The 26,890-nt window shown below is 56.0% G+C and carries 22 protein-coding genes and 3 tRNA genes; 14 read left to right on the top strand and 11 right to left on the bottom strand.

Annotation, left to right across the window (positions count from 1 at the left end; genetic code table 11):
* Positions 1-3: 3 nt before the first annotated feature.
* Entirely contained in the window at positions 4-2,028 is a 2,025-nt protein-coding gene (gene tkt, locus ACR0B8_RS04285; protein ID WP_480657667.1) for a transketolase, read from the top strand.
* A 57-nt stretch (positions 2,029-2,085) separates the two neighbouring features.
* Here the strand turns inward: tkt and ACR0B8_RS04280 are convergent, their stop codons facing one another.
* Positions 2,086-3,048: a DUF808 domain-containing protein gene (locus ACR0B8_RS04280; RefSeq protein WP_480646553.1), complete on the bottom strand. Its 963-nt coding sequence runs from the start codon at positions 3,046-3,048 to the stop codon at positions 2,086-2,088.
* Positions 3,049-3,229: 181 nt separating this feature from the next.
* Between ACR0B8_RS04280 and gap (ACR0B8_RS04275) the strand changes: the two genes are divergently transcribed.
* From gap (ACR0B8_RS04275) to gap (ACR0B8_RS04265), 3 genes are all read left to right on the top strand, one after another.
* On the top strand, positions 3,230-4,231 hold the full coding sequence (gene gap / locus ACR0B8_RS04275) for a type I glyceraldehyde-3-phosphate dehydrogenase (protein WP_170393912.1): 1,002 nt from the start codon (positions 3,230-3,232) through the stop codon (positions 4,229-4,231).
* A gap of 71 nt (positions 4,232-4,302) precedes the next feature.
* The gene (locus ACR0B8_RS04270; RefSeq protein ID WP_170348585.1) at positions 4,303-4,446 is read left to right on the top strand and encodes a hypothetical protein; all 144 of its coding nucleotides are present in this window, start codon (positions 4,303-4,305) and stop codon (positions 4,444-4,446) included.
* An 82-nt stretch (positions 4,447-4,528) separates the two neighbouring features.
* On the top strand, positions 4,529-5,533 hold the full coding sequence (gap, locus tag ACR0B8_RS04265; RefSeq protein WP_226688498.1) for a type I glyceraldehyde-3-phosphate dehydrogenase: 1,005 nt from the start codon (positions 4,529-4,531) through the stop codon (positions 5,531-5,533).
* Here the strand turns inward: gap (ACR0B8_RS04265) and coaD are convergent.
* The 3 genes from coaD to ACR0B8_RS04250 form a co-directional block, all read right to left on the bottom strand.
* Positions 5,525-6,016, bottom strand: coding sequence for a pantetheine-phosphate adenylyltransferase (coaD, locus tag ACR0B8_RS04260; RefSeq protein WP_226688499.1), 492 nt, complete (start codon positions 6,014-6,016; stop codon positions 5,525-5,527). The two genes, gap (ACR0B8_RS04265) and coaD, sit on opposite strands and share 9 nt — an antisense overlap.
* An 85-nt stretch (positions 6,017-6,101) precedes the next feature.
* Positions 6,102-6,539: a CBS domain-containing protein gene (locus ACR0B8_RS04255; RefSeq protein WP_170358288.1), complete on the bottom strand. Its 438-nt coding sequence runs from the start codon at positions 6,537-6,539 to the stop codon at positions 6,102-6,104.
* 57 nt (positions 6,540-6,596) lie between these two features.
* Positions 6,597-7,499, bottom strand: coding sequence for a LysR family transcriptional regulator (locus tag ACR0B8_RS04250; RefSeq protein WP_170358286.1), 903 nt, complete (start codon positions 7,497-7,499; stop codon positions 6,597-6,599).
* 105 nt (positions 7,500-7,604) lie between these two features.
* Between ACR0B8_RS04250 and ACR0B8_RS04245 the strand changes: the two genes are divergently transcribed.
* Together ACR0B8_RS04245 and ACR0B8_RS04240 are read left to right on the top strand one after the other, a co-directional pair.
* The gene (locus ACR0B8_RS04245) at positions 7,605-9,104 is read left to right on the top strand and encodes a CoA-acylating methylmalonate-semialdehyde dehydrogenase (protein ID WP_480657670.1); all 1,500 of its coding nucleotides are present in this window, start codon (positions 7,605-7,607) and stop codon (positions 9,102-9,104) included.
* 212 nt (positions 9,105-9,316) lie between these two features.
* Complete coding sequence (locus ACR0B8_RS04240) at positions 9,317-9,901, top strand: L,D-transpeptidase (RefSeq protein WP_170549773.1); 585 nt, start codon at positions 9,317-9,319, stop codon at positions 9,899-9,901.
* 50 nt (positions 9,902-9,951) lie between these two features.
* Here the strand turns inward: ACR0B8_RS04240 and ACR0B8_RS04235 are convergent, their stop codons facing one another.
* On the bottom strand, positions 9,952-10,428 hold the full coding sequence (locus tag ACR0B8_RS04235; RefSeq protein WP_170348579.1) for a fasciclin domain-containing protein: 477 nt from the start codon (positions 10,426-10,428) through the stop codon (positions 9,952-9,954).
* Positions 10,429-10,488: 60 nt separating this feature from the next.
* A complete protein-coding gene (locus ACR0B8_RS04230) occupies positions 10,489-11,340 on the bottom strand; it encodes a class I SAM-dependent methyltransferase (protein WP_170358282.1) in 852 nt (283 codons plus the stop codon).
* Between the two features lie 133 nt (positions 11,341-11,473).
* Here ACR0B8_RS04230 and ACR0B8_RS04225 point away from each other — a divergent pair, with 133 nt between their 5' ends.
* The 5 genes from ACR0B8_RS04225 to ACR0B8_RS04205 all read left to right on the top strand — a co-directional run bounded on the left by ACR0B8_RS04225 (position 11,474) and on the right by ACR0B8_RS04205 (position 16,174).
* A complete protein-coding gene (locus ACR0B8_RS04225; RefSeq protein ID WP_170358280.1) occupies positions 11,474-12,589 on the top strand; it encodes a carboxylate-amine ligase in 1,116 nt (371 codons plus the stop codon).
* A gap of 91 nt (positions 12,590-12,680) precedes the next feature.
* Positions 12,681-13,823 (top strand): acyl-CoA dehydrogenase family protein, encoded by a 1,143-nt coding sequence (locus ACR0B8_RS04220; RefSeq protein WP_170358277.1) that lies wholly within the window; start codon positions 12,681-12,683, stop codon positions 13,821-13,823.
* A 7-nt stretch (positions 13,824-13,830) separates the two neighbouring features.
* Positions 13,831-14,871 carry an enoyl-CoA hydratase/isomerase family protein gene (locus tag ACR0B8_RS04215; RefSeq protein ID WP_170348575.1) on the top strand — a complete coding sequence of 347 codons (1,041 nt, stop codon included), beginning with the start codon at positions 13,831-13,833 and terminating at the stop codon, positions 14,869-14,871.
* Positions 14,872-14,874: 3 nt separating this feature from the next.
* Positions 14,875-15,747 (top strand): 3-hydroxyisobutyrate dehydrogenase, encoded by an 873-nt coding sequence (gene mmsB / locus ACR0B8_RS04210; protein ID WP_170358275.1) that lies wholly within the window; start codon positions 14,875-14,877, stop codon positions 15,745-15,747.
* Between the two features lie 97 nt (positions 15,748-15,844).
* Positions 15,845-16,174, top strand: a complete 330-nt coding sequence (locus ACR0B8_RS04205) for a hypothetical protein (RefSeq protein ID WP_170358274.1) — start codon at positions 15,845-15,847, stop codon at positions 16,172-16,174.
* A gap of 11 nt (positions 16,175-16,185) precedes the next feature.
* On the opposite strand, the gene uvrA is transcribed toward ACR0B8_RS04205, so the two are convergent.
* The 3 genes from uvrA to ACR0B8_RS04190 all read right to left on the bottom strand — a co-directional run bounded on the left by uvrA (position 16,186) and on the right by ACR0B8_RS04190 (position 19,425).
* Positions 16,186-19,044 (bottom strand): excinuclease ABC subunit UvrA, encoded by a 2,859-nt coding sequence (gene uvrA / locus ACR0B8_RS04200; RefSeq protein WP_226688501.1) that lies wholly within the window; start codon positions 19,042-19,044, stop codon positions 16,186-16,188.
* Between the two features lie 175 nt (positions 19,045-19,219).
* A tRNA-Asp gene (locus ACR0B8_RS04195) sits at positions 19,220-19,296 on the bottom strand.
* A gap of 52 nt (positions 19,297-19,348) precedes the next feature.
* Positions 19,349-19,425 (bottom strand) — tRNA-Asp (locus ACR0B8_RS04190).
* Between the two features lie 554 nt (positions 19,426-19,979).
* Between ACR0B8_RS04190 and ACR0B8_RS04185 the strand changes: the two genes are divergently transcribed.
* The 3 genes from ACR0B8_RS04185 (at position 19,980) to ACR0B8_RS04175 (ending at position 23,772) form a co-directional block, all read left to right on the top strand.
* Positions 19,980-21,857 (top strand): M10 family metallopeptidase, encoded by a 1,878-nt coding sequence (locus tag ACR0B8_RS04185; protein WP_170548653.1) that lies wholly within the window; start codon positions 19,980-19,982, stop codon positions 21,855-21,857.
* A 125-nt stretch (positions 21,858-21,982) separates the two neighbouring features.
* Positions 21,983-22,057 (top strand) — tRNA-Val (locus ACR0B8_RS04180).
* A 128-nt stretch (positions 22,058-22,185) separates the two neighbouring features.
* Positions 22,186-23,772: an APC family permease gene (locus ACR0B8_RS04175; RefSeq protein WP_226688502.1), complete on the top strand. Its 1,587-nt coding sequence runs from the start codon at positions 22,186-22,188 to the stop codon at positions 23,770-23,772.
* Between the two features lie 32 nt (positions 23,773-23,804).
* Here the strand turns inward: ACR0B8_RS04175 and lon are convergent, their stop codons facing one another.
* Both lon and ACR0B8_RS04165 read right to left on the bottom strand, forming a co-directional pair.
* The gene (gene lon / locus ACR0B8_RS04170; protein WP_170358266.1) at positions 23,805-26,213 is read right to left on the bottom strand and encodes an endopeptidase La; all 2,409 of its coding nucleotides are present in this window, start codon (positions 26,211-26,213) and stop codon (positions 23,805-23,807) included.
* Between the two features lie 222 nt (positions 26,214-26,435).
* On the bottom strand, positions 26,436-26,849 hold the full coding sequence (locus ACR0B8_RS04165; RefSeq protein WP_170358264.1) for a DUF6636 domain-containing protein: 414 nt from the start codon (positions 26,847-26,849) through the stop codon (positions 26,436-26,438).
* Between the last annotated feature and the right edge of the window lie 41 nt (positions 26,850-26,890).

Here is a 26,890-nt window from a genome sequence, read left to right as displayed (position 1 = left end):
CCCGTGGACCTGACTGCGCTGCGCAATGCAAACCCCGAACACTGGGACAAAGCTGCGGCCATCCGCACCCTGACCCTTGACGCCGTCGCCGCCGCCAATTCCGGCCATTCCGGTATGCCGATGGGCATGGCCGACGTTGCGACCGTGCTGTTCGAAAAGCACCTGAAATTCGACGCCTCGGCCCCGAATTGGCCTGACCGCGACCGGTTCATCCTGTCGGCCGGTCACGGTTCGATGCTGATCTATTCGCTGCTGTATTTGACCGGCCACGGCGATGTGACCCTTGAGGAAATCAAGAACTTCCGCCAGTTGGGTGCAAAGACAGCCGGTCACCCGGAGAACTTCCTGGTTGATGGCATCGAAACCACGACCGGCCCGCTGGGCCAAGGCATCTCGAACGCTGTGGGCTTTGCCATGGCCGAAGAAATCCAGCGCGCGCATTATGGCAAGAAGGTTGTGGATCACTATACCTATGTGATCGCCGGCGACGGCTGCCTGATGGAAGGCGTCAGCCAAGAGGCAATCACCTTGGCCGGTCGTCATGAGCTGAGCAAGCTGATCGTCTTCTGGGACAACAACAACATCACAATCGACGGCACCGTCGATATGGCTGATCGCACCGATCAGGTGCGCCGTTTCGCAGCTTCGGGCTGGCACGTGATCGAGATTGACGGGCATGATCCGCAAGCCATCGATACAGCCATCGTGCAGGCAAAAAAGTCGAACAAGCCGACTATGATCGCCTGCGAAAGTCACATCGCTTTGGGTCACGCAGCTCAGGATACCTCGAAAGGTCACGGTGCGCTGACCGATCAGGACCAACTGAAGGCTGCGAAAGAAGGCTATGGCTGGCCGCATGACGCGTTCCATGTTCCCGCCGAAGTGAAATCCGCATGGGAGGCCATCGGTTCCCGCGGCGTCGCCGAGCGTAAGGCTTGGGAAGAACGTTTCGCGCAATTGTCCGAGCGCAAGCAAGCCGAATTCAACCGCGCCTATGCGTTTGAAGCGCCCAAAAAACTGGCCGGTGCGATCCGCGCGTTCAAAAAGCAGATCTCGGAAGATCAACCGAAACTGGCCACCCGCGCTTCGTCCGAAAAGGTTCTGAATGTCGTGAACCCGATCATGACCGAAACCGTGGGCGGTTCGGCTGATCTGACCGGGTCGAACAACACCAAATCAGCTGATATGGGTGTCTTCCTGCCGGAAAATCGTAAGGGTCGTTACATCCATTACGGAATCCGCGAACACGGCATGGCCGCGGCAATGAATGGTATGGCGCTGCACGGCGGCATTCGCCCCTATGGCGGCACGTTTATGGCCTTCACCGACTATGCCCGTCCGTCCATGCGTCTGGCGGCGCTTATGAAGGTTCCTTCGGTCTTCGTGATGACTCACGACTCGATCGGCTTGGGCGAAGACGGTCCGACCCACCAGCCGGTCGAGCATCTGGCAATTTCGCGCGCGACCCCGAACACCTATGTGTTCCGCCCCGCAGATTCTGTGGAAACCGCCGAAGCGTGGGAACTGGCGCTGACGTTCAAGGACAGCCCCTCGGTTCTGTCGCTGACCCGTCAGGGCGTTCCGACCGTACGCACGGAACACAAAGCCAAGAACCTGACCGCGCAAGGTGCATATGTGCTGGCTGATGCCGAAGGCAAACGTCAGGCCATCCTGATCGCAACGGGTTCCGAGGTTTCTTTGGCTATGGAAGCCAAAGCGATGCTTGAGGCTGAAGGTATCGGTACTCGCGTCGTGTCCATGCCCTGTATGGAGTTGTTCGCACAGCAGGACGAAGCCTATCGCAAGCGCGTTCTGCCTGGTGGTCCGGTCCGCGTCGGTATCGAAGCCGCCGTTCGCGCCGGTGGCTGGGATCGCTGGCTATTGGGTGAGCGTGGCCGCGAAGCCAAGGCCGGCTTCATCGGTATGTCCAGCTTCGGCGCGTCCGCTCCGGCGAATGAGCTGTACAAGCATTTTGGCATCACTGCCGAGGCGACCGTTGCTAAGGTCAAGGAATTGCTGGGACTGTAATCCAGCACACGAAGAATAAGTCAAAGGGCGGCATCAGCCGCCCTTTTTATTTTTATTTCAATGTGTTGCGGCCTTCTTTGACAGCAATGGCCCGATCACCTTGGTGGCTACAGGGATCAGAACAAAGCCCCACGCCAGACCAAACACACCATCCATTGCTGCTTTGGAAATCCATTCGACAGCCCCTACCCAGCCGTCTGACACGGAATGCCCAATCGCATATGCCCAGTCGTGGATGTGATGGCCCAGCCAGCCGAAGCCCAGAACTTCCATCCCGTGAATGATGATCGACCCGCCGACCCACAGCATCGCCGCGGTTCCAACAATAGACAGGGTCTTCATCACACCGGGCATTGCCTTGACCAATCCACGCCCCAGCCCGCGCCCGACAGGTGTCGGGGCATTGTTTGCCAGAAACAATCCGACATCATCCATCTTCACGATCAACGCGACCGAGCCATAGACGGCCACCGTCACCCCGATGCCCACAACCGCCAGAGTCGCCGCCTGCATCCACAGATTCGGCGCCTCGATCGCGGCCAGTGCGATGGTCATGATTTCGGCGGACAGGATGAAATCCGTTTTGATCGCACCTTTGACTTTCTGCTCCTCTAGATGACCAGGGTCGCGCACGTTCATGTCTTCATCAATGGCATGGCTGCCATGTGGAAACAGAACATGAAATATTTTTTCAGCCCCCTCGAAGCATAAGTAAGACCCACCGATCATAAGCAGCGGCGTAATAAGCCAGGGCGCAAAATTGGCCAGCAAAAGGGCCACAGGCAGCAACAGCACGATCTTGTTGAATACCGATCCACGCGCAATCCGCCAGATGATTGGCAACTCGCGCGCAGGCGCAAAACCCTGAACGTATTTCGGAGTGACGGCTGCATCGTCAATAATCACCCCTGCCGTCTTGGCCCCGGCCTTTCCCGCCGCCGCCACCACGTCGTCCACCGACGCCGCTGCAACCTTGGCGATCCCCGCCACGTCATCCAAAAGAGCCAAAAGACCGCTCATCGCGCTACCTTTCCTGTCACCTGCCGCCTCAGGAACCTACCCAATCTTACAGCCAGTGCAAGCGTTAGCGCAATCGTACGAAGTTTGCGCTAACACATTAAAAATATGCCGCTTTTGCTCTTTTGAGATTCACCAATCGCGGCTATATGGCCTGCAAGGCAAGCGCATTTGGAGACGTCACATGACCATAAAGGTCGGCATCAATGGTTTTGGCCGTATCGGCCGCTGTACCCTGTCGCATATCGCAGCGTCAGGCCGGAACGATATCGAAGTTATCAAGGTCAACGCGACCGGGCCGCTGGAAACTTCGGCTCATCTGCTGAAATACGACAGCGTTCATGGACGGTTTCCGCGCGACATCGCCATCAATGGCAACACCATGGATCTGGGCCGCGGCCCGATGGAGATGTTCTCGACCTACGACATGAACGAGCTGGATTGGGAAGGCTGCGACGTCGTTCTGGAATGCACCGGCAAATTCAATGACGGCACCAAGGCAAAAACGCACCTCGAGCGTGGCGCCGGCAAGGTTCTGTTGTCCGCACCGGGCAAGAACGTCGACAAAACCATCGTGTTTGGTGTGAACCACAACACGCTGACCGCCAACGACAACATGGTCTCGAATGGGTCTTGCACCACAAACTGCCTTGCTCCGCTTGCCAAGGTTCTGGACGAAGGTGTCGGCATCGAAAACGGCATCATGACCACGATCCACGCCTATACTGGCGACCAGCCGACCCTGGATCGCCGTCACAGCGATCTGTATCGTGCCCGTGCCGCTGCCATGTCGATGATCCCGACATCGACCGGAGCTGCGAAAGCACTTGGTGAGGTTCTGCCGAACCTGAAAGGCCGTCTGGACGGTTCCGCCATCCGCGTACCTACCCCGAACGTGTCGGCGGTGGACCTGACTTTCCGCGCCTCACGCGAAGTGTCTGTCGAAGAGGTCAATGAAATCGTTCGCGAAGCCGCGCTTGGCCCGATGCAGCGCGTTCTGGGTTATGAACCCGCGCCGCTGGTTTCGACCGATTTTAATCACACCGAAGAAAGCTCGATCTTTGCGCCGGAACAAACCCGCGTTGTAGACGGCCGCCTTGTCCGGGTTCTGGCCTGGTACGACAACGAATGGGGCTTCTCGGTTCGCATGGCCGATGTCGCCGTTGCCATGGGTCGGCTTAACTAAGACCGGTTTGAAATCTTGAACATTTTTGCCCGCTCAGGTTATCTGGGCGGGCATTTTCGTTCGGGGCCGCTATGACCAACCAAATCGCTATCTGGCTTGGCCTCTTGATCCTTGGTGGGTTGATTCTGGACTACGCCATCTTTGGACCCGAACATTTGGTTTTCCTCGGGAAAAAGCTTTACGCCTTTCTGGATTGGCTGGCTTTCTGGCGCTGACAGAGGTTTTGCTTGACTTTTCCGCTCATCTGGCTTTGTTAGCGCTAACTTTACTAAAGTCGAAATTCGGACGGAGCGGAACATGACACTCAAGCTGGCAATCAACGGATTTGGTCGGATCGGACGCGGAGTTCTGCGTGCAGTGATGGAATCGGGACGCACAGATGTAGAAATTGTTGCCATCAACGATTTGGCAAAACCCGAGATGAACGCTCATCTGTTCGAGTTCGACAGCGTACATGGCCGTTATTCCAACAAGGTGACATTGACCGACGAACGCCTGGACGTTGGCGCAGGCCCCATTCGTCTGTCCAGCGAGCGCGACCCCGAAGCGCTAGATTGGTCGGATATCGACGTAGTTCTGGAATGCACAGGCGTTTTCCGCACCCGCGAAGCGGCTGAACGTCACCTGAAAAACGGTGCCAAGAAAGTCCTGATCTCTGCGCCTGCGCGGGGCGAAGGTGCCGTCAAAACAATCGTCTATGGTGTGAATGAGCATGAGCTGACAGCCGGGGATACCGTTGTTTCAAATGCTTCATGTACCACCAACTGCTTGTCGCCAGTTGCCGCCGCGCTGGATGCCGGGCTTGGCATCGTCCATGGCAACATGACCACGGTCCATGCGTATACCGCCAGCCAGCCAGTTCACGATGCCGCGGGTAAAGACCCCTATCTGTCGCGCGCTGCGGCTTTGTCGATGATCCCGACCACCACGGGTGCCGCAGCGGCTGTCGGTCTTGTCCTGCCGCAATTGGCAGGCAAGCTGACCGGTCAGGCCATCCGTGTTCCGACGCCCAACGTGTCTGTTGTCGATCTGGTGGCCGAAGTATCGCGCCCCACCAGCGAAGAAGAGGTCAACGCGCTGTTCGTCGAAGCCGCCGCCAAAATACCGGGCGTTCTGGCCGCCGAAAGCCGCCCACTGGTGTCGATGGATTTCAACCACGATTCCCATAGCTCGACTGTGTCATTGGCCGAGACCAAAGTCACCGACGGCACATTGGTGCGCGTTCTGGCCTGGTATGACAATGAGTGGGGCTTTTCGAACCGGATGCTGGACACAGCCGCCGCGATGGGCGCGTTAGCCTAACCTTTCGCTCAATGCAGTATGAACGCGGGGCGTCACGAATTTCGACACGTCCCCGTTCAGGCGCGCGATTTCCTTAACCAGTTTCGATGCGATGGCCTGATGCCGTGCTTCGGCCATTAGAAAGACGGTTTCGATTGAATCGTCCAAAGCACGGTTCATTCCGACCATCTGGAATTCATACTCGAAATCCGCCACGGCCCGCAGCCCGCGAACAATGATTTGTGCACCCACATCGCGGGCGCAATCGATCAGAAGGTTTTCGAACGGATGAGCGACAATTTCGGTTCCGGTTTGTTCAGACAACAGCGCACATTCCGCCTCGATCATGGCCACGCGCTCTTCCAGAGAAAACAACGGTCCCTTATCGCGGTTGATCGCTACTCCGATCACCAGCTTGTCGACCAAAGCCGAGGCGCGCCGGATAATGTCAATATGGCCCAGAGTTATCGGGTCAAAGGTTCCGGGGTATAGACCAACCCGCATCACGCTCTCCTGCGTTCTGGAAATTCTGCGTCAGCAAACATAACTTTGCTGTCGGCGCAAGAGGTTGCTATCGCAACCAGCCCCGTCAGTGACCCATAATCATACCTTGAAGGGCATCCTTTTCCATCGCCAGCTCGGCCAATTGCGCCTTGACCACATCGCCCAGGGTCACAATGCCTATCAGCTTACCCTCTTCGACCACGGGCATGTGGCGAAAGCGGCCTTCGGTCATGCGGGCCATGATGTCTTGTACCGTGGCCTGTCGTGTGGTCGTGATCAGATCCTTTGTCATGTAAGAGCTGACCGGCTGCGTCAAACATCCGCTGCCACTGGCAGCCAATTCACGAACGATATCGCGTTCAGACAGAATGCCGGCTGCCGTCTGACCACCATCTTCGGAAACGATGACGGTACCAATGCGCTTTTCCGCAAGGATTTTCGCAGCCTCCGACACAGTCATCGAAGGCTCGACCGTCACGACGCTGTCTGTCGCCTTGGATTTTAGAATGCCCTGAACGAGCATGAAAGCACCTCCGGAATAATGAATTTATCCAAAGCGTTGCGCGATTGTGTCGACCTGTCAAGCGTTGGCATCGGCTTCAAGCCGCGCAACTTCGTCACGGATGCCTTGCGTTAAAGCCTCGGCAAAGCGGTTTAACCGTTCGTTGCGCTGATCGCCCTGATGCCGGACAAGATAGAAGCTTCGCGTCAAACCCACTTGATCCGTCAAGATTTTCCGCAGGTTTGGATGGAACGGCAAAGTAAAGTCATGGGCAACACAAACACCGGTACCCAACGAAACCTGTCGCAATTGAACTGAGACCGAATTCGATGCAAGTGCGACACGGTCAACGCCAATATCGTTGAGATAGTCCAGCTCTCGGTCAAAGATCATATCCGGGATGTAACCAATCAGGCGGTGCCCCTTAAGATCGTTGATTGAACCAATAGGCGCATGGCGATCCAGATAATCCTGCGTGGCCACCATATGCAGCTTATAATCGCTGATCTTCTTGACCAGCAACCTTCCTGCTGTGGGCGCGCTGACAGTTACGGCCATGTCGGCCTCGCGCCGGGATAGGTTGATGATCCTTGGCAGCGCCAGGATCTGGATGTCCAGATCAGGGTTGGCATCACTGATTTTCGCACAAACCTGAGGCAACAGGTAATTGGCGCTGCCATCGGGCGCACCAATCCGTATCTGCCCACTGAGGGATTTGGTTGACCCAGTGACCACACCAGCCGCCGCGCGCATCGCCTCTTCGGCCTGCAAACCGTGGTCCAACAGGCGTTCACCTGCGGCGGTCAGGATGTATCCCTGTTGCGACTTCGTAAACAACAGCGCATCCAATGTTGTCTCAAGCCGCGCAATGCGCCGCCCTACAGTTGCAGGATCAATCTTGAGGATACGGCCCGCCGATGACAGGCTTTCCTCGCGCGCGACGGCCAGGAAAACCCGCATATCATCCCAGTTCGGATTCATATTTTCCCTTTTGCATTTTTGCAAAGCAATTTTGAAACATTGCCTCTGTTCACCAAATTTTTGCAAGTCTATTTTGCCGGCAGGTCTACCCGGAAGGAATTTGTCATGCAGAACCTGACCCACTATATCAACGGCGAGAATGTAGAAGGTACATCTGGCCGTTTCGCCGACGTGTTCAACCCCGCCACCGGCGAGGTTCAGGCCCATTGCCCGATGGCCAGTGTTGCCGAAACCGAAGCTGCGATTGCCGATGCCGCTGCTGCTCAGCCTAAATGGGGAGCAACGAACCCCCAGAAACGTGCCCGCGTGATGATGGCAATGGTTGGCTTGATGAACCGCGACATGGACAAACTGGCCGAAGCGCTGAGCCGCGAGCACGGCAAAACCATCCCCGATGCCAAGGGTGATCTTCAGCGCGGTCTGGAAGTTATCGAATACTGCATCGGCGCACCGCAGATGCTGAAGGGTGAGTTTACCGACAGCGCAGGTCCCGGCATTGACATGTATTCGATGCGCCAGCCTTTGGGTGTTGTCGCCTCGATCATGCCGTTCAACTTCCCGGCCATGATGCCTCTGTGGCATGTCGGCCCGGCTTTGGCCTGCGGCAACGCGGTGGTACTGAAACCGTCCGAGCGCGATCCTACCGTGCCGCTGATGCTGGCAGAACTGTTCGTCGAAGCTGGCCTTCCCAAGGGCGTATTCCAGGTCGTGAACGGCGATAAGGAAGCGGTCGACACTCTGCTTGACAGCGAAATCATTCAAGGCGTCAGCTTTGTCGGTTCAACACCGATCGCGCAATATATCTATTCCCGCGCAACCGCAAACGGGAAGCGTGCACAATGCTTTGGCGGTGCGAAGAACCATATGATCATCATGCCGGATGCCGATCTGGATCAAGCCGCCGACGCGCTGGTCGGAGCTGGTTTCGGAGCAGCTGGCGAACGCTGCATGGCAATTTCGGTTGCTGTACCCGTAGGCGAAGAGACCGCCGACGCGTTGATCGAGAAACTGATCCCGCGTGTCGAGAAACTGAAGGTTGGCCCCTACACCGCCGGGGACGATGTTGATATGGGACCGGTTGTAACCGGTGCTGCCAAAGAGCGTATTCTTGGCCTTATTAACTCGGGTGTTGAACAAGGTGCAAAGCTGGTCGTCGACAACCGCGATTTCAGCTTGCAGGGATATGAAGACGGCTTCTTTGTTGGCCCGCACCTCTTCGACCATGTCACACCCGACATGGACATATACACCCAAGAAATCTTTGGCCCAGTTCTGTCCACCGTTCGCGCAGGTTCGTATGAAGAAGCGCTGAAGTTGGCGATGGACCATGAATATGGCAATGGTACCGCGATCTACACCCGCGATGGCGATACCGCGCGTGACTTTGCGAGCCGTGTCAACATCGGCATGGTCGGCGTCAACGTTCCGATCCCGGTTCCGCTGGCCTATCACACCTTTGGTGGTTGGAAAAAGTCCATGTTTGGTGACCTGAACCAGCACGGCCCAGACAGCTTCAAGTTCTACACCCGCACCAAAACCGTGACCTCGCGCTGGCCGTCGGGCATCAAAGAAGGTGGCGAGTTCAACTTCAAAGCGATGGACTGATCTGCATTCGCAAAACTGCCTACCACCAATACCGGCCCCCAACGGGCCGGTATTTTTTGGCGAAGTATTGCCACAGTGGATAAGAAATTCCGGGCTTCACGATAATTTCACAGCTCTGGCACTGGAAAAGCAACTAAGACGACAATAGTTTGTTGCCAATTTCCTAGTTTCGAGCAGTACGAATACCGGAGGCCGCTTTGTCAAATCCGTACATGACCCGCCGCTCTGCCCTGTTGGGCGCAGCTTCTCTTTTGGCGACGCCCGCCTTGGTGCGCGCTCAAAGCTCTGATGCCTTCCCGGTGGATGAAGAGGCCATCAGCACGCAATTGCCAGTACGCCGCAATGTATCATCGTTCTCACAGCAGAACTGGCAGGATCACTTCGATAAGCTGGGCGTTGGCTGCCTGCTGGCCGATATCACCAGCCGAGCAGTGCATTACTGGGGACCGGACGGAACGTATAAGCTGTACCCCAGCTCAGTTCCGATGAGCGAAGAGCTTACCAAGCGCGGCTATACCGAGGTCAAGCGCAAGACTGAAAATCCAAGCTGGACTCCAACCGCGTCTATGCGTGAACGTGATCCGTCCCTGCCCGTACGCATGGAAGGTGGCGATCCCGGCAACCCGTTGGGGACTCGCGCCATGTATCTGGGCTGGCCCGCTTATCTGGTGCATGGCACCCATGACACGCGCAAGATTGGCCGCCAAAGCTCGTCAGGGTGTATCGGCCTTTACAACCAGCACGTTGAGGAACTGTACCCTCTGGTCCAGGTTGGAACTCAGGTCAGACTGGTTTGACAAAAAAGCCCCGGCCACCAGGACCGGGGCTTTCTACTTAGCGGGGGTCGTTATTCCGGCAGGATCACCGCATCAATTACATGAATCACGCCATTGCTGGCTTCAATGTCGGCCTGCACAACTTTGGCGTCATTGACCTTGACGCCTTTTTTGGCGTTCACGCTCAGCTGGTCGCCCTGTACCGTGCGAACCTTGGCGCGTTTGCCGGCAATATCACCTGACATCACCTTGGCCGGGACCACGTGATAGGTCAAAATCTCGACCAGTTGATCCTTATTTTCCGGCAACAGCAGCGTTTCAACCGTGCCTTCAGGCAACGCGGCAAAAGCTTCGTCTGTGGGTGCAAAAACGGTGAACGGTCCATCACCTTTTAACGTGTCAACCAGACCTGCGGCCTGCACAGCGGCGACCAGAGTGTTGAACGATCCGGCCGAAACGGCGGTGTCCACGATGTCGGCAGCTTGTGCCTTGACGGGCAGTGCAAGTGCAAGTGCGGCGGCGGCGCCCATGAATGTGCGGCGAAACATGGCTGTTATCTCCTCTCCAGCTTGTTATGAAAAGGGTTACGGAGGTTCAGCCAGCCCGGATCACTTTTCTTTGACTTGAATCCAGATACTCTGCGCGCGCCCGTCCTTCAGAAACGGCAATGCTTCAACCGCATCAGGACGATCCTGTTGCAGGAAGTATCCCGGCCAAAGCAATGAATACGCGCCAGATTGCAACAAAGCATGCAGGATGTACTGCTCTCCCCAGCCGGGGCAATCATAGAAGAACCGCTTGGGGTATTCGTAGGGTAGAAAAACATCATGCACGTGAATCACCACACCCGGCTTTAGCGCAGGAATGATGCGGCAGAACAGGTGTGCCACGTCGTTGCTCATCCGTACGACGTGGCTGGAATCGATGAACAGAATGTCACCTGCTTCAAGCTGATCAAACAGCGCAGGGTCGACCTCTTCCAACCGCTTCTGTTCAAAGTGATCGACGACATGCACGATATCCGCTCGTGGATACGGATCAATTGCAGTGATCTGCGTATCCATACCGCCGTCGATGATGGCCTGCCGGGTGACGCGGGTTGAATTGCCGCAGCCGACCTCAATCACGCGTTTGGGCGCGAACCGCCGGATCATCAGGTACAACGCGTCAGCATCCGGGCTGTCGTAATATCCATTGCCCAGGCGATAACCGGTTTGATTGCGCGCAGGGTCTTTCAACGCCTCCAGTGCGGCAGCGTGCTGACCATATTCTGCAACCAGCTCGGTGATATCAAATCCCTCCATCCCCGGCGACAAGGCATAGGCCGGGCGGGTCAACCCGCCTGCCCTTTCAAACGCCTCAAGCCGCGCACGCTCGTCCAGTTCCGTGACCTTATCGACGAGCTTCACCCCCAACTCATCAAGGGCTGCATTGATCTGTGGGAATTTTCTGGGTTTCACGGACGGCTCCAATTTGCGGTTCGCGTGTTCCATACCCGTGCGGGCCGGGCTTGTGCAAGATGAGCCACCCCAAACGCTTGGCAAAACAGAAATTTCCGTATTCACTGGTCGGATTAGTAGTACGAGGGTCGCCATGCAGCAGGAATTCACGCTGGGCATAGAAGAAGAGTATTTGCTGGTTGATCGCGACAGCCTGCAACTTGCGCAAGCGCCCACCGCTCTGATGGAGGCTTGCCAAGCGGATTTCGAAGGACAGGTCAGCCCCGAATTCCTGCAATGCCAGATCGAAGTCGGCACCCGGCCACATTCAACAGTCAAGTCAGCCCGAGAAGACTTGAAACGCCTGCGTTCATGCGTTGCGGGCCGGGCCGCAGAATACAACCTCGCGCCAATTGCCGTGTCCTGCCACCCGTTTGCCGACTGGAAGAAACAGCACCACACCCGCAAGGATCGCTATGACGCGCTGCAACATGCCCTTGGTGGCGTGGCCCGGCGCATGTTGATCTGCGGGATGCACGTTCATGTAGGTGTCGAAGACCCTGCCATGCGCGCTGACCTGATGCCTCAGCTGTCCTACTTCCTGCCGCATCTGTTGGCCTTGTCGACGTCGTCGCCCTATTGGAACGGAGAGGACACTGGCCTGTCATCATATCGCCTGACCGTTTTTGACAACCTGCCGCGCACGGGTTTGCCGCCGGTTTTGGCCAGCTGGTCGGATTATGAACGCACTACCGGTATTCTGGTTGAACTTGGCGTGATCGAAGACACGACAAAAATCTGGTGGGACCTTCGCCCGTCACACCGATTTCCCACGCTGGAAACGCGCATCATGGATGTGCAGCCACGGTTAGAGCACACACTATCGTTGGCGGCCCTGGTCCAGGCGTTGACCCGCATGCTGTGCCGCCTGAAGGACCGCAATCTGCGCTGGCGGCATTACGATCAGTTCCTGATCAGCGAAAACCGTTGGCGCGCGCAGCGCTACGGCGTGGGCGAAGGTCTGATCGACTTTGGCGACCGTTCAATAAAACCCATGCCCGAGTTGATGGGTGAACTGATGGGAATGCTGGCTGAAGACGCCGAGGCACTAGGCACCATGACCGAGCTGGCGCGCCTGCAGCAAATCGCACAGACCGGCACGTCGGCCACCCGACAGCGCCGCGTCCATGCCGAAGCTGCAGCACGCGGCGATGATCCCGGCAAAGCCGTCGTGCAGCACCTGATCGAAGAATTTCATCACGATCTTTAATGCCGCTGCCGATTGCTGGCCGTGCAAAATTTCTGTAAGAATTCGGAAATAAACAGTCGTTCAATTCATTCGGCAGCGTGGGAGGCAAGCCTTGGATTTCGCACTGACAGAAGAGCAAACCGCAATCTTCGACATGGCGTATGATTTCGGGCAGGACAAGATCGCCCCGAACGCACGCCAGTGGGAGGCTGACGGAACCATACCCAAAGACCTTTGGCCGCAAATCGGCGAGTTGGGGTTCGGCGGGCTTTATGTCTCGGAAGACGGCGGCGGGTCCGGCCTTACCCGTCTGGACGCGACATTGGTGTTCGAAGCGCTGTCAATGGCTTGCCCTTCCGTCGCGGCCTTTCTGTCGATCCACAACATGTGCGCCAAAATGTTGGACAGTTTCGGAAGCGACGATCTGAAATCCCGCATCATGCCGGATGTGCTAAGCCTCAATACCATCCTCAGCTATTGCCTGACGGAACCCGGATCAGGCTCGGACGCAGCTGCACTGAAAACCCGCGCGGATCGCACGAATGAGGGCTATACGCTGAACGGCACCAAGGCCTTTATCTCGGGTGGTGGTTACTCTGATGCCTATGTCTGCATGGTGCGCACCGGCCAGGATGGGCCAAAGGGCATTTCAACGGTTTATGTCGAGGACGGCACGCCGGGCCTCAGCTTTGGCGCGCTGGAACAAAAGATGGGTTGGAAAAGCCAGCCGACAGCGCAGGTGCAATTCGATGACTGCCACATCCCGGCCGGAAATCTGGTGGGCACCGAAGGGGATGGGTTTAAATATGCGATGAAAGGTCTGGATGGCGGGCGGCTCAATATCGCCTCTTGTTCCCTGGGGGCTGCCCAGTCCGGGCTCAACATGACCTTGCAATACATGTCTGAACGCAAGGCATTCGGCCAATCGATCGACCAGTTTCAGGCGCTACAATTCCGGCTGGCGGATATGGAGATCGAACTGCAAGCCGCACGTACCTTCCTGCGGCAGGCCGCCTGGAAGTTGGATCAGGGCACGCCCGATGCCACCAAGTTTTGCGCCATGGCCAAGAAATTTGTGACCGAGACTGGATCGAAAGTTGTCGACCAATGCCTGCAATTGCACGGTGGCTATGGTTATCTGGCCGATTATGGCATCGAAAAACTGGTGCGTGATCTGCGCGTTCACCAGATTCTGGAAGGCACCAATGAAATCATGCGGGTCATCGTCGCTCGTCAAATGCTTGCCGAACACTGAGGAACTCATGCCAGACATCGACATCCGCATCACTGGTCGCGCCGGGCGCATCACCCTGACCCGACCAAAGGCCCTGAACGCGATGACCTATGATATGTGCATGGCCATCGACACGGCCCTGCGCAACTGGCGCGAAGATGATGCCGTGGATCTGGTCGTCATGGACGCCGAAGGCGACAAGGCCTTTTGTGCGGGCGGCGATATCGCCGACCTTTACGCGTCAGGCAGCAAGGGGGATTTCGATTTTGGACGTACCTTCTGGCGCGATGAATACCGGCTGAATGCGCTGATCTTCGAATACCCCAAACCGGTCATCAGCTTTCTTCAGGGTTTCACCATGGGCGGTGGCGTGGGCATTGGATGCCATGGCAGCCACCGGATCGTTGGGGAAAGCTCGAAGATTGCTCTGCCGGAATGTTCGATTGGGCTTTTGCCGGATGTGGGCAGCACATTGATGCTGGCGCTGGCCCCCGGTCGTCTAGGCGAATACCTAGGCACAACCGGTCATCGCATGGGCCCCGGAGACGCCGTCTTTGCCGGTTTTGCCGACCACTTCATCCCGATATCGGATTGGTCAGCCTTAATCGAGATGCTCGAGGCTTCGGGTGATGCCGAACTGATTGCAAAACATTCCACGCCGCCGCCCGAAAGCACGTTGGAACAACAGCACTCCGTTATCGAAGCCCTATTCGCCGGGGAAAGCCTGGGCGATGTCCTAAACGCATTGACCCATTCCAACGACGCAATGGCTGCGGACGCGCTGACGCTGATGGGCCGCAATTCGCCGCTGTCGATGGCTTGTACGATCGAAGCGTTGCATCGCCTACGGGGGCCCAGCCTGACGCTGCGCAAGGCGTTGGAACTGGAATACCGCTATACGTTCCGCGCGATGGAGCATGGCGACTTTCTGGAAGGAATTCGCGCCCAGATCATCGACAAGGACCGTAATCCACAATGGCGGTTTGCCGACCAATCCGTACCAGCGGTGGCGGTGTCGAAAATGCTGCAGCCACTGGGCAAAGACATGCTGACATTTGAGGAGGTTTGAGAGATGAAAATCGGGTTTATCGGTCTGGGCAACATGGGCAATCCAATGGCCGCCAATCTGGCAAAAGCCGGGCATGAGGTGACTGGTTTTGACATGGCCGAGGTCAGTGTCGTTGGTGTCGCCATGACCGGTTCGGGTGCCGAAGCTGCCGCAAACGCCGATATCGTCATCACCATGCTGCCAAACGGAAAAATCTTGCGCGCTGTCGGGGATGAGATCATCCCTGCAATGCAATCCGGGTCTGTGTGGATCGATTGTTCAACCGTCGATGTCGACAGCGCCCGCGCTGTCGCGGATCAGGCAAAACAGGCTGGAATTCTGGCGGTAGATGCCCCTGTTTCGGGTGGGATCGGCGGCGCAGCGGCTGGTACTTTGACTTTCATGGCAGGTGGCAGCGATGCCGCATTTGCGAAAGCCGCGCCGCTGTTCGATATCATGGGTCAAAAAGCCGTTCATTGCGGTGAATCCGGCGCCGGGCAGGCTGCCAAGATCTGCAATAACATGATCCTCGGTGTCACCATGATTGCCACGTGCGAAGCATTTGCGCTGGCAGATAAACTGGGCCTGGACAGGCAAAAGATGTTTGATGTGGTCAGCACATCCTCGGGCTATAGCTGGACCATGAACGCCTATTGTCCCGCGCCCGGCGTGGGGCCGGAAAGCCCGGCAGACAACAATTACCAACCCGGTTTCGCCGCTGAATTGATGCTGAAGGACCTGCGTCTAAGCCAACAGGCCGCCGAAAGCTCGGATGCCGATACGCCGATGGGCCAGGCCGCAACCGCGCTTTATGAACAGTTCGTTGAGTCTGAGGGCGGATTGGGCATGGACTTCTCTGCCATGCTGCCGCGGTTCGAAAAGCGCGGTCGCAGTTAGGCGCGCTGCGTGGGCGGCTTCTTGCCCACGGGGTTGACCATACAGGAACCAACGGCCATTTGTCTTTAACTACAGCATGTTTGCAGAGGGAAGTTAGATGTCGCGAGTCTTAACTATTTCCACGTCAATCCTCGCGCTCGCGCTCAGCGCTGGGCTTGCCGCCGCCGGGAACGGCAAAGGGAAAGCCGGGCATTGCCCTCCTGGACTGGCCAAGAAAGCCGTTCCGTGTGTGCCGCCGGGTCAGGTTAAGAACCTCTATCGCACGGGCGACTACATCAACCGCGACTATCGCTGGATCAACGACCCGTATCGCTATGGGCTGAACCGTGGCAGCTACATCCGCGCAGGTGACTATGTCTATCGCGTCGATCCTGATACACGAAAAGTGCTGAACCTGATCGGTGCGGTGGCTGACATCCTCAACTGAGGATCAGCCCCCTATTCCGCAGCAACACGCGCGCCCTCAAGCATCTGCTTCAGATACCGCCCCGTATGGCTGCGTTCCACTGCAGCCACATCCTCGGGCGTGCCGGTCGCGACGATTTCACCACCACCATCGCCACCTTCGGGGCCGATATCAATGATGTGGTCGGCGGTTTTCACAACGTCCAGGTTGTGTTCGATCACCACAACCGTATTGCCCTGATCGACCAGTTCATGCAGCACTTCCAACAGCTTACGGACGTCTTCGAAATGAAGACCGGTGGTCGGCTCGTCCAGGATATACAAAGTCCGCCCGGTTGAACGCTTGGACAACTCCTTTGACAGCTTCACCCGCTGCGCCTCACCACCAGACAGCGTAGTCGCCTGCTGACCGACCTTGATATAGCCAAGCCCGACTCGTGCCAGCGCATCCATCTTGTCGCGGATCGAGGGCACGGCCTTAAAGAACTCCTGCGCATCTTCCACTGTCATATCAAGAACATCGGCGATGGACTTACCCTTGAACTTGATCTCAAGCGTTTCGCGGTTGTAGCGCGCGCCCTTGCAGGTTTCGCAGGTTACGTAAACATCGGGCAGAAAGTGCATCTCGATCTTAATGACGCCGTCACCTTGACAGGCTTCGCACCGGCCGCCCTTGACGTTAAAGCTGAACCGACCCGGCTTGTAACCACGCGCCTTGGCTTCGGGTAAACCGGCGAACCAATCACGGATCGGGGTGAAGGCCCCAGTGTAAGTTGCTGGATTCGAACGCGGAGTCCGCCCGATAGGCCGCTGGTCAATGTCGATGACCTTGTCCAGATGTTCCAGTCCCTTGATCGTCTCACAGGGTGCCGGAGTTTGGCGCGCACCGTTCAGACGCATCGAAGCAGTTTTGAACAACGTCTCAATCGTCAATGTCGATTTGCCACCGCCCGACACTCCGGTAACGCAGACAAACTTACCCAGCGGGAAATCGGCGGTGACGTTCTTCAGGTTGTTGCCCGTCGCCTTAACCACCGAGACCTTTTTCTTATTCCCCTTGCGCCGTTCAGTTGGAACGGCAATTTCCCGTGTGCCTGCCAAATACTGACCGGTCATAGAGGCTGCATCTGAAGCGATCTGTTCAGGTGTGCCCTTACTGACCACCTGTCCGCCATGAACACCGGCTCCAGGTCCTATATCAAACACATAGTCGGCCTCACGGATTGCCTCTTCGTCATGTTCGACGACGATCACCGTGTTGCCCTGATCGCGCAGGTTCTTGAGCGTGCCCAGAAGGCGGTCGTTGTCCCGCTGGTGCAGCCCGATTGAGGGCTCGTCCAGCACGTACAGAACGCCGGTCAGGCCGGAACCGATCTGGCTGGCCAGACGAATCCGCTGGCTTTCGCCCCCAGACAGTGTTCCACTTGAACGGGACAACGTAAGATATTCTAATCCAACGTTATTCAGGAATCCCAACCGTTCACGAATCTCTTTAAGGATTGCCCGTGCGATCTCATTATTCTGAACGCTGAGATGGTTCGGAGCATCCTCGACCCAAGCCAGAGCCTCTTTGATCGACATCTGTACGACCTGCCCCACATGCAAGCCTGCGATCTTGACGGCCAGTGCCTCGGGACGCAGGCGATAGCCGTGGCATGCGCCGCACGGCCGGTTGTTCTGGTATCGCTCAAACTCTTCACGTATCCAAGCGCTGTCGGTTTCGCGATAGCGGCGTTCCATATTGGGAATCACGCCCTCAAAGCTGCGTGTCACCTGATAGACCCGGCCACCTTCGTCGTAACGGAACTGGATTTCTTCGTCGCCCGAGCCGCGCAGAAACACCCGTTGTACCTTTGCAGGCAGATCTTTCCATGGGGTGTTCTTGTCGAATTCGTAATGGCGGGCAATCGCCTCGATCGTCTGCAGGAAATAGGGTGACTTGCCCTTGCGCCACGGGGCCAGTGCCCCGTCGTAAAGCTTCAGCGTCTGATCCGGCACCACAAGACGTTCGTCAAAAAACAGTTCGACCCCCAGGCCGTCACAGTCCGGGCAGGCACCAAAAGGCGCATTGAATGAGAATAGGCGCGGTTCAATCTCGGGGATCGTGAAGCCGCTGACCGGGCAGGCAAAATTTTCACTGAATGTAATGCGTTCTGGATCACCTTCGCGCGGGGCGGTTTCCAGAACCGCGATCCCATCTGCCAAATCCAAAGCGGTGCGCAAACTGTCGGCCAGTCGAGTCTCCATCCCTTCGCGCACGACTAGGCGGTCAACCACAACGTCAATGTCGTGGCGGAATTTCTTGTCCAGCGTGGGCGGCTCGTCCAATTCGTAGAACTCGCCATCCACCTTGACGCGCTGGAATCCCTGTTTGCGCAGTTCGAGGAATTCCTTTTTGTATTCCCCCTTGCGGTCCCGCACGATGGGGGCCAGCAGATAGCCGCGCGTGCCCTCCTCCATCGTCATGATGCGGTCGACCATGTCCTGCACCTGCTGTGCTTCGATGGGCTGCCCAGTAGCCGGACTATAGGGTGTCCCCGCGCGCGCAAATAACAGACGCATATAGTCGTAAATCTCGGTCACCGTCCCAACGGTCGAACGCGGATTTTTCGACGTGGTTTTCTGTTCAATCGAAATCGCCGGGGACAGGCCGCTGATATGGTCTACATCCGGCTTTTCCATCATATCCAGGAACTGACGCGCATAAGCCGACAGGCTTTCGACATAGCGACGCTGACCTTCGGCATAAATCGTATCAAACGCCAAAGACGACTTGCCAGAACCCGACAACCCGGTGATCACCACCAGCTGATCGCGCGGGATATCCACGTCAATGCCCTTGAGGTTATGCTCGCGCGCGCCGCGCACCTCGATATTTTTCAGCTCAGCCATTTTGGCCCCCAACACACAAGTGTCCTAGAAATAGGCGAGCGGCTCCGAGTCTCCAACAAAAAAGTTAGAACAAAGTGTGAACGACCGGATTATTGCCGACATCTCCTGACAGTATGACCCCGATCCGATATGTGCCCCGGAAGGGGTTGATTGAATATTCGGTATTTCAGGAAAATGGCGCGGTTGACGGGGCTCGAACCCGCGACCCCCGGCGTGACAGGCCGGTACTCTAACCAACTGAGCTACAACCGCGCATTTAGGGTCTATGTGCGATCCATTAACCCGGATCAAAGGCTGGCAGCGATGGCGCGGTTGACGGGGCTCGAACCCGCGACCCCCGGCGTGACAGGCCGGTACTCTAACCAACTGAGCTACAACCGCCCGCTGCCCGTTCGTTGCTGAACGTTTGGGTGTATTATGGCCACGCCCCGGCATCGTCAAGCGGGGTTTTGAAGTTTTTTTAAAGAAGGCAGAAATTGTTTCCGGGCTTCGCGACACACCTTCTTCGTAACCAGACCTTTCCGAAGCTACCGCAAGACCCCAAACACACTTTCTCTAAAATGATTCTTAAATTTGGAAATGTCGAAATATCCAAGGATTTTCTTTCAAACGATTCCTTCGAAAGGCACTCATAGGCTGTATGCTTTCTGAAAAACCCGAACATAATCCTCGATATATCTGTATCTAGCAAAACGACCTTTTGAGCGGCTTGAAACCCCCGCAATTATTCAGCCACATTGCGTGTGCAAGAGGCGACACTGCCCCCACAAAATCAAAAATACGTGTCGGCAAACTTGCACAGGCAAGTCTCGAAGTGAAGTATCCCAGCGGATAACAAAATCTCGGCTTACGAGATCGGAAGGAAGCTTAACGCAATCAAAAGTCATGATTTGTGATGACCTATCGGTTGCGTTGTTAATGATGGAAATAGCTGAATGTCAGTTGCAAATCAGAATTACCCGGGCGCCAGCCCAACCGGTCATGAATATGTTGACGGATTGATTTGGGGGACCTCTTGGAACCTTGGCACAAATAACGGAGGACCGGCTGGCACGATTACCTATTCATTCGGGGACTCGTCGGTTCAGGGCTTCGTAGATTTTCTCCCCCATGAAAAACAGGCGTTCCGCCAAGCCCTGGCCGTGATCGAACAATACATCCCGATTGATTTTGTCGAGGTCAATTTCCTATCGCCTCAGGGGACGCCCTATTACGAAAACATCTCGTGGGGTCTAGTTACAACCCAATCCCTTGATGGCGGCCTCGGCGCACACCAAGTGCCCGGAAGCGATCCCATTCTGCAAGGGTTTGGTATCAACACCCTGTTTGGCTGGTTCGCATACGATACTCCTCTGTTCAGCCAATCCGCGCTGGCAAAGGGCGGCGAAGGATTTGCAACCATTGTGCATGAGATCCTGCATGGCCTCGGCCTTGCACATCCGCATGACAATGGTGGACAATCAACCGTCTTCGACGGTGTGACACAAGCGTTCGATGACTATGGAACCGATGGTCAGAACCAAGCCGTCTACACGATCATGTCCTATAACTCTGGCTACCCGCAGGTTGTGCCGCTGCCTTCGTTCAACTACGGCGGCGTGGCCTCGCCCATGGCACTGGACATCGCCGCTCTTCAAGCGATTTACGGAACCAAATCAAACAATACCGGCAACAACATCTATTCTTTGAAAGGCTCCAATGCTCCCGGAACATATTGGGAAGCCATTTGGGATACTGGAGGCAATGACGCGATTTCGGCCATCGGAGTAAATCGAAAAGTGGTCATCAACCTCAATGATGCTGATCTCGAGGGAAGTGATGCAGGTGGCGCAGTTTCTCTTGCGAAGGCCGTATCAGGAGGGTTCACCATCGCCAACAGCGTAAAGATCGAAAACGCTTTTGGTGGAAACGGCAATGATTTTCTAATCGGTAACGAATACAATAACTTCCTTAACGGCGCCAACGGCAACGACAGCCTCTTTGGCGGGGCGGGTAACGATCGGATTTTTGGCTCTTTCGGCAACGACAAAATCTCTGGCGGCACCGGCAATGACACCCTTTCAGGTGAGCACGGAAACGACACTTTCATTAACAAAGACGGGGACGGCAACGACACAATAAATGGCAACGAAGGCAATAATTGGTTGCGGTACACGGGCACCAGCGGAGCCAACGTGGACCTGTCGGATACCTCTGCACAAAACACCGGCTATGGGACTGACACCATTGTCAACATCGGACATGTTGTTGGGTCGGCGCAGGACGACATCATAACTGGCAATGATCAGATCAACTATTTACTCGGCGGTGCCGGTAACGATGTCCTTGATGGCGGTATTAAAGACGACGTTCTGCGAGGCAGTAAGGGTGATGACCTAGTAATGGGCGCTCGCGGTTGGGATACTCTCTATGGGGGAAACGGTAATGACACCATCGTCGGGGGCATTGGTCGTGATATCATGACAGGCGGTGCTGACGCAGACACATTCGTTTTCAATTCCATTACAGAAGGTTCTGCTATTCGCCAAAAAGCTGACCTGATTATGGACTTCACACGCGGCGTAGACAAAATCGATCTGAGCGCCATTGATGCAAGCGAAGTCCTAGCGGGAGATGACACTTTTCTCTTCAACGGTGCGGCACCGGCAACCGCTTCTGATGAGGGTGAGGTTTTCTATGTCCAAAGCAACCCAGCGGGCACAATCTACGACCGAACTTTTGTCTATATTGATACTGACGGCGATCAGGATCCGGAAATGATGATCAAAATTGTCGGCCTACACGACCTGACAGCGAACGACTTCATCCTGTAAGGCTGTATGCGAAATCAACAGGCAGCAGGTTTATGCTGCCTGTTTTTTTGTGTCCGCAGCATAGAAAATTTACACTTCGGGCACCCTTGCAAGCCTGCGGGACACTCTGTATTAGGCGCGCTTATGGGTGATTAGCTCAGTGGTAGAGCGCTTCGTTCACATCGAAGATGTCAGGAGTTCAAATCTCTTATCACCCACCATTCCTCTCATTGGTAGGCACCATCCAAATTTCCGTTTCTTGACTGATGCTTGCCAGATTTCTCCTGGGCTGCGTATCCTGCTTTGGACGGCCGCATAATTTTGTGGCGCTTTGGGATGGAGTAGGAACGTGGCCAGATTGAAGCGGGACATCGGCCTCGTTGGGCTAACCTTCATCTCGGTTGGTGGAATCATTGGCTCTGGGTGGCTATTCGGTCCGTTGCTGGCGGTGCAACATGCAGGGCCTGCTGCCATCTTTTCATGGATCATTGGCGCCGCGGCCATGTTCATTCTGGCAATCACCTTCGCCGAAATATCGGCCATGCTGCCGATCCCAGGGGGCATCGCGCGGGTGCCGCAGTTTTCACACGGCAATATCGTCTCGATGACGATGGGTTGGACCGCCTGGATCGGCTATAACACCACCGCCCCGATCGAGGTCGAGGCGATGCTGAAGTACCTGGCCCCCTACGCCCCTTGGCTCCACACAGCAGACACAGGTGACCTGACTGGCGCGGGAATCACCGTGGCGCTGTTCTTCATGCTGCTGTTCGTCGCGGTTAACGCGTTAGGCGTCAAGTTCTTCACTCAGGTGAACGCGACGCTGACATGGGCCAAGATCGCAATTCCAATCGTATTGGCCGCCTTGTTGATCGGCAATCGGTTCGACACTCAGAACTTCACTCAACCAGATGGATTCGCACCCTATGGGCTGCAAGGCATCATGGCTGCTGTCTCGACCGGAGGCGTTATCTTCTCCTTCATCGGCTTTCGTCATGTGGTTGATATGGCCGGTGAGGTTCGAAACCCCAAATTCGCCATCCCTGCCTCACTGATTCTGTCCATCGTGCTTTGCGCGTTGATCTATGTGGGCTTGCAAATCGCCTTTATCGGTGCGCTCGACTCGAAAATGCTGAGCAACGGTTGGGCCAGCCTGAGTTTCGGCGGTCAGGGCCCGTTGGACGGCGTCATCATATCGGTCGGGTTTGTCTGGTTCCTGAGCGTACTGAACATCGGATCGGTCATCGGTCCGTTCGGCAATGGCCTTGTCTCAACCGGATCAAATGCGCGGATCGCTATGGCTTTGGCAAAAAACGGATTTTTACCGTCGCGCCTGATGATGTTGTCGTCGTTCGGAGTGCCCCTTTGGGCACTGGCACTAAACTTCTTGATCGGCACCTTGTTTCTTTTGACGGTTCCCTTCACCACCGTCATCGCCTTGAATGGCGCCGCCATCGTGCTGTCTTTTGCGGTCGGTCCTATAGCCGTCGTGTGCCTGCGCCATCTGATGCCGGATCACCCCAGATCCATCCGCATCCCCGCCGTGAAACTGGTTGCTGTCTCGGCCTTCGCCATCGCAACCCTTGTGGTTTATTGGAGCGGTTGGGACACGGTCTGGCGTCTGGGTATCGCCCTTGCCATCGGGATGGCCCTGCTGCTGGTACGGTTCCGCAATAGGTTGGATGAGATGGACGTGACCGAAGCGCTATGGCTGCTCCCTTATCTGGTGGGTGTCGGCCTGATCTCATATCTCGGACAGTTCGGGGATGGCGCGCTGAAGCAAATCCCGTTTGGGTGGGATATTGCGCTGTGCGTGTTGTTTTCTGCTGTGATCTTTGGGTTGGCAGTACGTTCTGCCCTGCCCCAGGAAAAGTTCAAGGAATACATCGACGAAGAAGAGATTCTGGACCCGAAAAAACCCATCATCGGGTTGTAAAAAAGGCGGGGTCTCCCCCGCCTTTGATCTGCTCAATGCGCTGTTGCCGACGGGCTGGCACCTTCGGCCGCCTTGGCTGCTGCTGCGGCGGCCTCTTCTGCGGCTTCATCCCATTCGACCGGCTCAGGCTCGCGGATCAGCGCGTGTTTCAGAACTTCCGAGACATGTGTAACCGGGATGATTTCCAACCCTTCTTTCACGTTGTCCGGAATTTCCGCCAGATCCTTTTCGTTTTCTTCCGGGATCAGAACGGTCTTGATACCACCACGCAGAGCCGCCAGCAGCTTTTCTTTCAAACCACCAATCGGCATCGCGTTACCGCGCAGTGAAACCTCACCCGTCATCGCGATATCCTTGCGCACCGGAATACCGGTCAGCACAGACACGATCGAGGTCACCATCGCCAGACCGGCGCTTGGGCCATCCTTGGGCGTGGCACCATCCGGCACGTGGACGTGAATATCCAACGTGTCGAATTTCGGCGGCTTCACCCCAATCTGAGGCGAGATTGACCGCACATAGGACGAGGCCGCGTCGATGGATTCTTTCATCACATCGCCTAGCTTACCGGTGGTCTTCATCCGACCCTTACCCGGCAGTTTCAGCGCCTCGATATGCAGCAGGTCGCCACCTACGGATGTCCACGCCAGACCGGTGACCACACCGACCTGATCATCCTGTTCGGCCAGACCATAACGGAATTTCGGCACGCCCAGGAATTCATCCAGATTGTCAGGCGTAACAATGACTTCTTCCGCCTCATTCTTGATGATCTTGGTCAGCGATTTCCGCGCTACCTTGGCGATCTCACGCTCAAGGTTCCGCACGCCCGCTTCGCGAGTGTAAGTGCGGATCATCTTTTGCAGCGCCTCATCCGTCAGTTCAAACTCCTTGGCTTTCAGACCATGGTTTTTCACTTGTTTGCTGATCAGGTGCTGCTTGGCGATCTCGCTCTTTTCTTCTTCGGTGTAACCGGCCAGCGGGATGATCTCCATCCGGTCCAGAAGAGGCCCTGGCATGTTGTAACTGTTCGACGTGGTCAGGAACATCACATTGGACAGGTCATATTCGACCTCAAGGTAATGGTCCATGAACGTGCTGTTTTGCTCAGGATCCAACACCTCAAGCATGGCCGAGGCCGGATCGCCACGGAAGTCCTGACCCATCTTGTCGATCTCGTCGAGCAGGATGAGCGGGTTCGTAGTTTTTGCCTTTTTCAGCGCCTGGATGATCTTGCCGGGCATCGAGCCGATATAGGTCCGACGGTGGCCGCGAATCTCGGATTCGTCGCGCACGCCACCCAGCGAGATGCGAATGAACTCGCGCCCCGTTGCCCGTGCAACCGATTTACCCAAGCTGGTCTTACCAACACCCGGAGGACCGACAAGGCACAGGATCGGGCCCTTCAGCTTTTTCGAACGCTGTTGAACTGCCAGATATTCGACGATCCGTTCCTTGACCTTTTCCAGACCATAGTGATCGGCATCCAGAATGTCCTGCGCCCGGCCCAAATCCTTTTTGACGCGGGATTTGGTGCCCCACGGCAGTGACAGAATCCAGTCCAGATAGTTACGAACAACGGTGGCCTCAGCCGACATTGGGCTCATGTTGCGCAGCTTTTTCAGCTCGCCTTCGGCCTTTTCACGCGCCTCTTGCGACAGCTTGGTCTCGTTGATCTTGGCTTCTAGCTCAGCGACTTCATTACTGCCGTCCTCGCCGTCGCCAAGCTCCTTCTGAATGGCCTTCATCTGCTCATTCAGATAATACTCGCGCTGCGTCTTCTCCATCTGGGACTTGACGCGCGTCTTGATCTTTTTCTCGACCTGCAGAACCGACATTTCGCCCTGCATCAGACCATAGACCTTCTCAAGCCGCTCGCTAACGCTGAGGGTTTCCAGCAGTTCCTGCTTTTGCTCGACCTCGATACCCAGATGACCTGACACAAGGTCGGCCAGCTTGGCGGGTTCGGCGGTTTCACCAACGGCGGTCAAGGCTTCTTCGGGGATGTTTTTGCGCACTTTTGCGTAGCGCTCGAACTCATCCGCAACGGTTCGCAGAAGCGCCTCGGTCGTGGTGACATCGCCCGGAATTTCGGTCAAATATTCGGCACGAGCCTCGAAAAACTCTTCATTTTCAAGGAACTCGGTGATCTGCACGCGTGCTTGACCTTCGACCAGCACCTTTACGGTACCATCGGGCAGCTTCAGCAACTGCAAAACATTGGCCAGAACACCCGAGCGGTAAATTCCGTCTTCTGCCGGGTCATCATCACCCGGATCAATCTGGCTAGACAGCAAAATCTGTTTGTCGTCCTGCATCACCTCTTCCAGTGCGCGGACGGATTTTTCCCGACCCACGAACAGCGGTACGATCATGTGCGGGAACACCACAATATCGCGCAGCGGAAGTACGGGGTATGAGGAATTAAGGGGCTCTTGCATGCTCAATCCTTATCGTTGGCAAGATGGCTCCGGTCCCTGTTCAGGCAACGCTCGGCCATCTCCTGTCTTGGACGATAAAGGTGGGGCCTCATCGCCCTTTTTCAACCTTACCGCCATGTATCGCGATTCAGAATGGCCCGAGGTTTAGCGGACTGCAAGGCGTCCAACGAACATATCCACGGAATTTAACAAAACATGCCAACAAGGCTTAGAATGCGTGCGTTAGAACACCCTTTGAACTGCACGAGACAGAAAAAACCCGTGCCCGTCCTCATTTTTGCACTCCAAACCCGTCTTCGAGGAATGGCAAACAAATCCACCGAATTTACCAGTCACACCATATTCGGCCCGATCAAATCCGTCGCGATGACGGTTGAGAGGACGGCACAGCATTTCGACCGGCCCGGTATTTGCCATGAAGAAATCATGCCCCCAATCGGATTGGCAATTAGACGGGCGCGGCAGGGCTGGGTCACCCCGGCGCTCAATGATGGTGCAGTAGATATCTGCGGTGTTCAGCTCTTGTCCAACCGAGCATTGGATGTTTTCCGACGGAGTTTCAAAAGTCCAGACGTCGGCATAAGCCGACGTCACAATCACAGATAGAACAAGTAAGAATCCAAATAAGCGAGGCATCGTAACCCCCCACGAAAAACAGAAAATTTCTTGGTTAATCA

The sequence above is a fragment of the Ruegeria sp. BH6 genome (assembly GCF_056538105.1).
This window is presented reverse-complemented; position numbering and strand designations above follow the sequence as displayed.

Coding starts and splice junctions, on each gene's coding strand:
- ACR0B8_RS04280 (WP_480646553.1), bottom strand. CDS start 3,048: ATGAGCGGTCTTTTGGCTCTTTTGGATGACGTGGCGGGGATCGCCAAG.
- gap (WP_170393912.1), top strand. CDS start 3,230: ATGACCATAAAGGTCGGCATCAATGGTTTTGGCCGTATCGGCCGCTGT.
- ACR0B8_RS04270 (WP_170348585.1), top strand. CDS start 4,303: ATGACCAACCAAATCGCTATCTGGCTTGGCCTCTTGATCCTTGGTGGG.
- gap (WP_226688498.1), top strand. CDS start 4,529: ATGACACTCAAGCTGGCAATCAACGGATTTGGTCGGATCGGACGCGGA.
- coaD (WP_226688499.1), bottom strand. CDS start 6,016: ATGCGGGTTGGTCTATACCCCGGAACCTTTGACCCGATAACTCTGGGC.
- ACR0B8_RS04255 (WP_170358288.1), bottom strand. CDS start 6,539: ATGCTCGTTCAGGGCATTCTAAAATCCAAGGCGACAGACAGCGTCGTG.
- ACR0B8_RS04250 (WP_170358286.1), bottom strand. CDS start 7,499: ATGAATCCGAACTGGGATGATATGCGGGTTTTCCTGGCCGTCGCGCGC.
- ACR0B8_RS04245 (WP_480657670.1), top strand. CDS start 7,605: ATGCAGAACCTGACCCACTATATCAACGGCGAGAATGTAGAAGGTACA.
- ACR0B8_RS04240 (WP_170549773.1), top strand. CDS start 9,317: ATGACCCGCCGCTCTGCCCTGTTGGGCGCAGCTTCTCTTTTGGCGACG.
- ACR0B8_RS04235 (WP_170348579.1), bottom strand. CDS start 10,428: ATGTTTCGCCGCACATTCATGGGCGCCGCCGCCGCACTTGCACTTGCA.
- ACR0B8_RS04225 (WP_170358280.1), top strand. CDS start 11,474: ATGCAGCAGGAATTCACGCTGGGCATAGAAGAAGAGTATTTGCTGGTT.
- ACR0B8_RS04215 (WP_170348575.1), top strand. CDS start 13,831: ATGCCAGACATCGACATCCGCATCACTGGTCGCGCCGGGCGCATCACC.
- mmsB (WP_170358275.1), top strand. CDS start 14,875: ATGAAAATCGGGTTTATCGGTCTGGGCAACATGGGCAATCCAATGGCC.
- ACR0B8_RS04205 (WP_170358274.1), top strand. CDS start 15,845: ATGTCGCGAGTCTTAACTATTTCCACGTCAATCCTCGCGCTCGCGCTC.
- uvrA (WP_226688501.1), bottom strand. CDS start 19,044: ATGGCTGAGCTGAAAAATATCGAGGTGCGCGGCGCGCGCGAGCATAAC.
- ACR0B8_RS04185 (WP_170548653.1), top strand. CDS start 19,980: ATGTCAGTTGCAAATCAGAATTACCCGGGCGCCAGCCCAACCGGTCAT.
- lon (WP_170358266.1), bottom strand. CDS start 26,213: ATGCAAGAGCCCCTTAATTCCTCATACCCCGTACTTCCGCTGCGCGAT.
- ACR0B8_RS04165 (WP_170358264.1), bottom strand. CDS start 26,849: ATGCCTCGCTTATTTGGATTCTTACTTGTTCTATCTGTGATTGTGACG.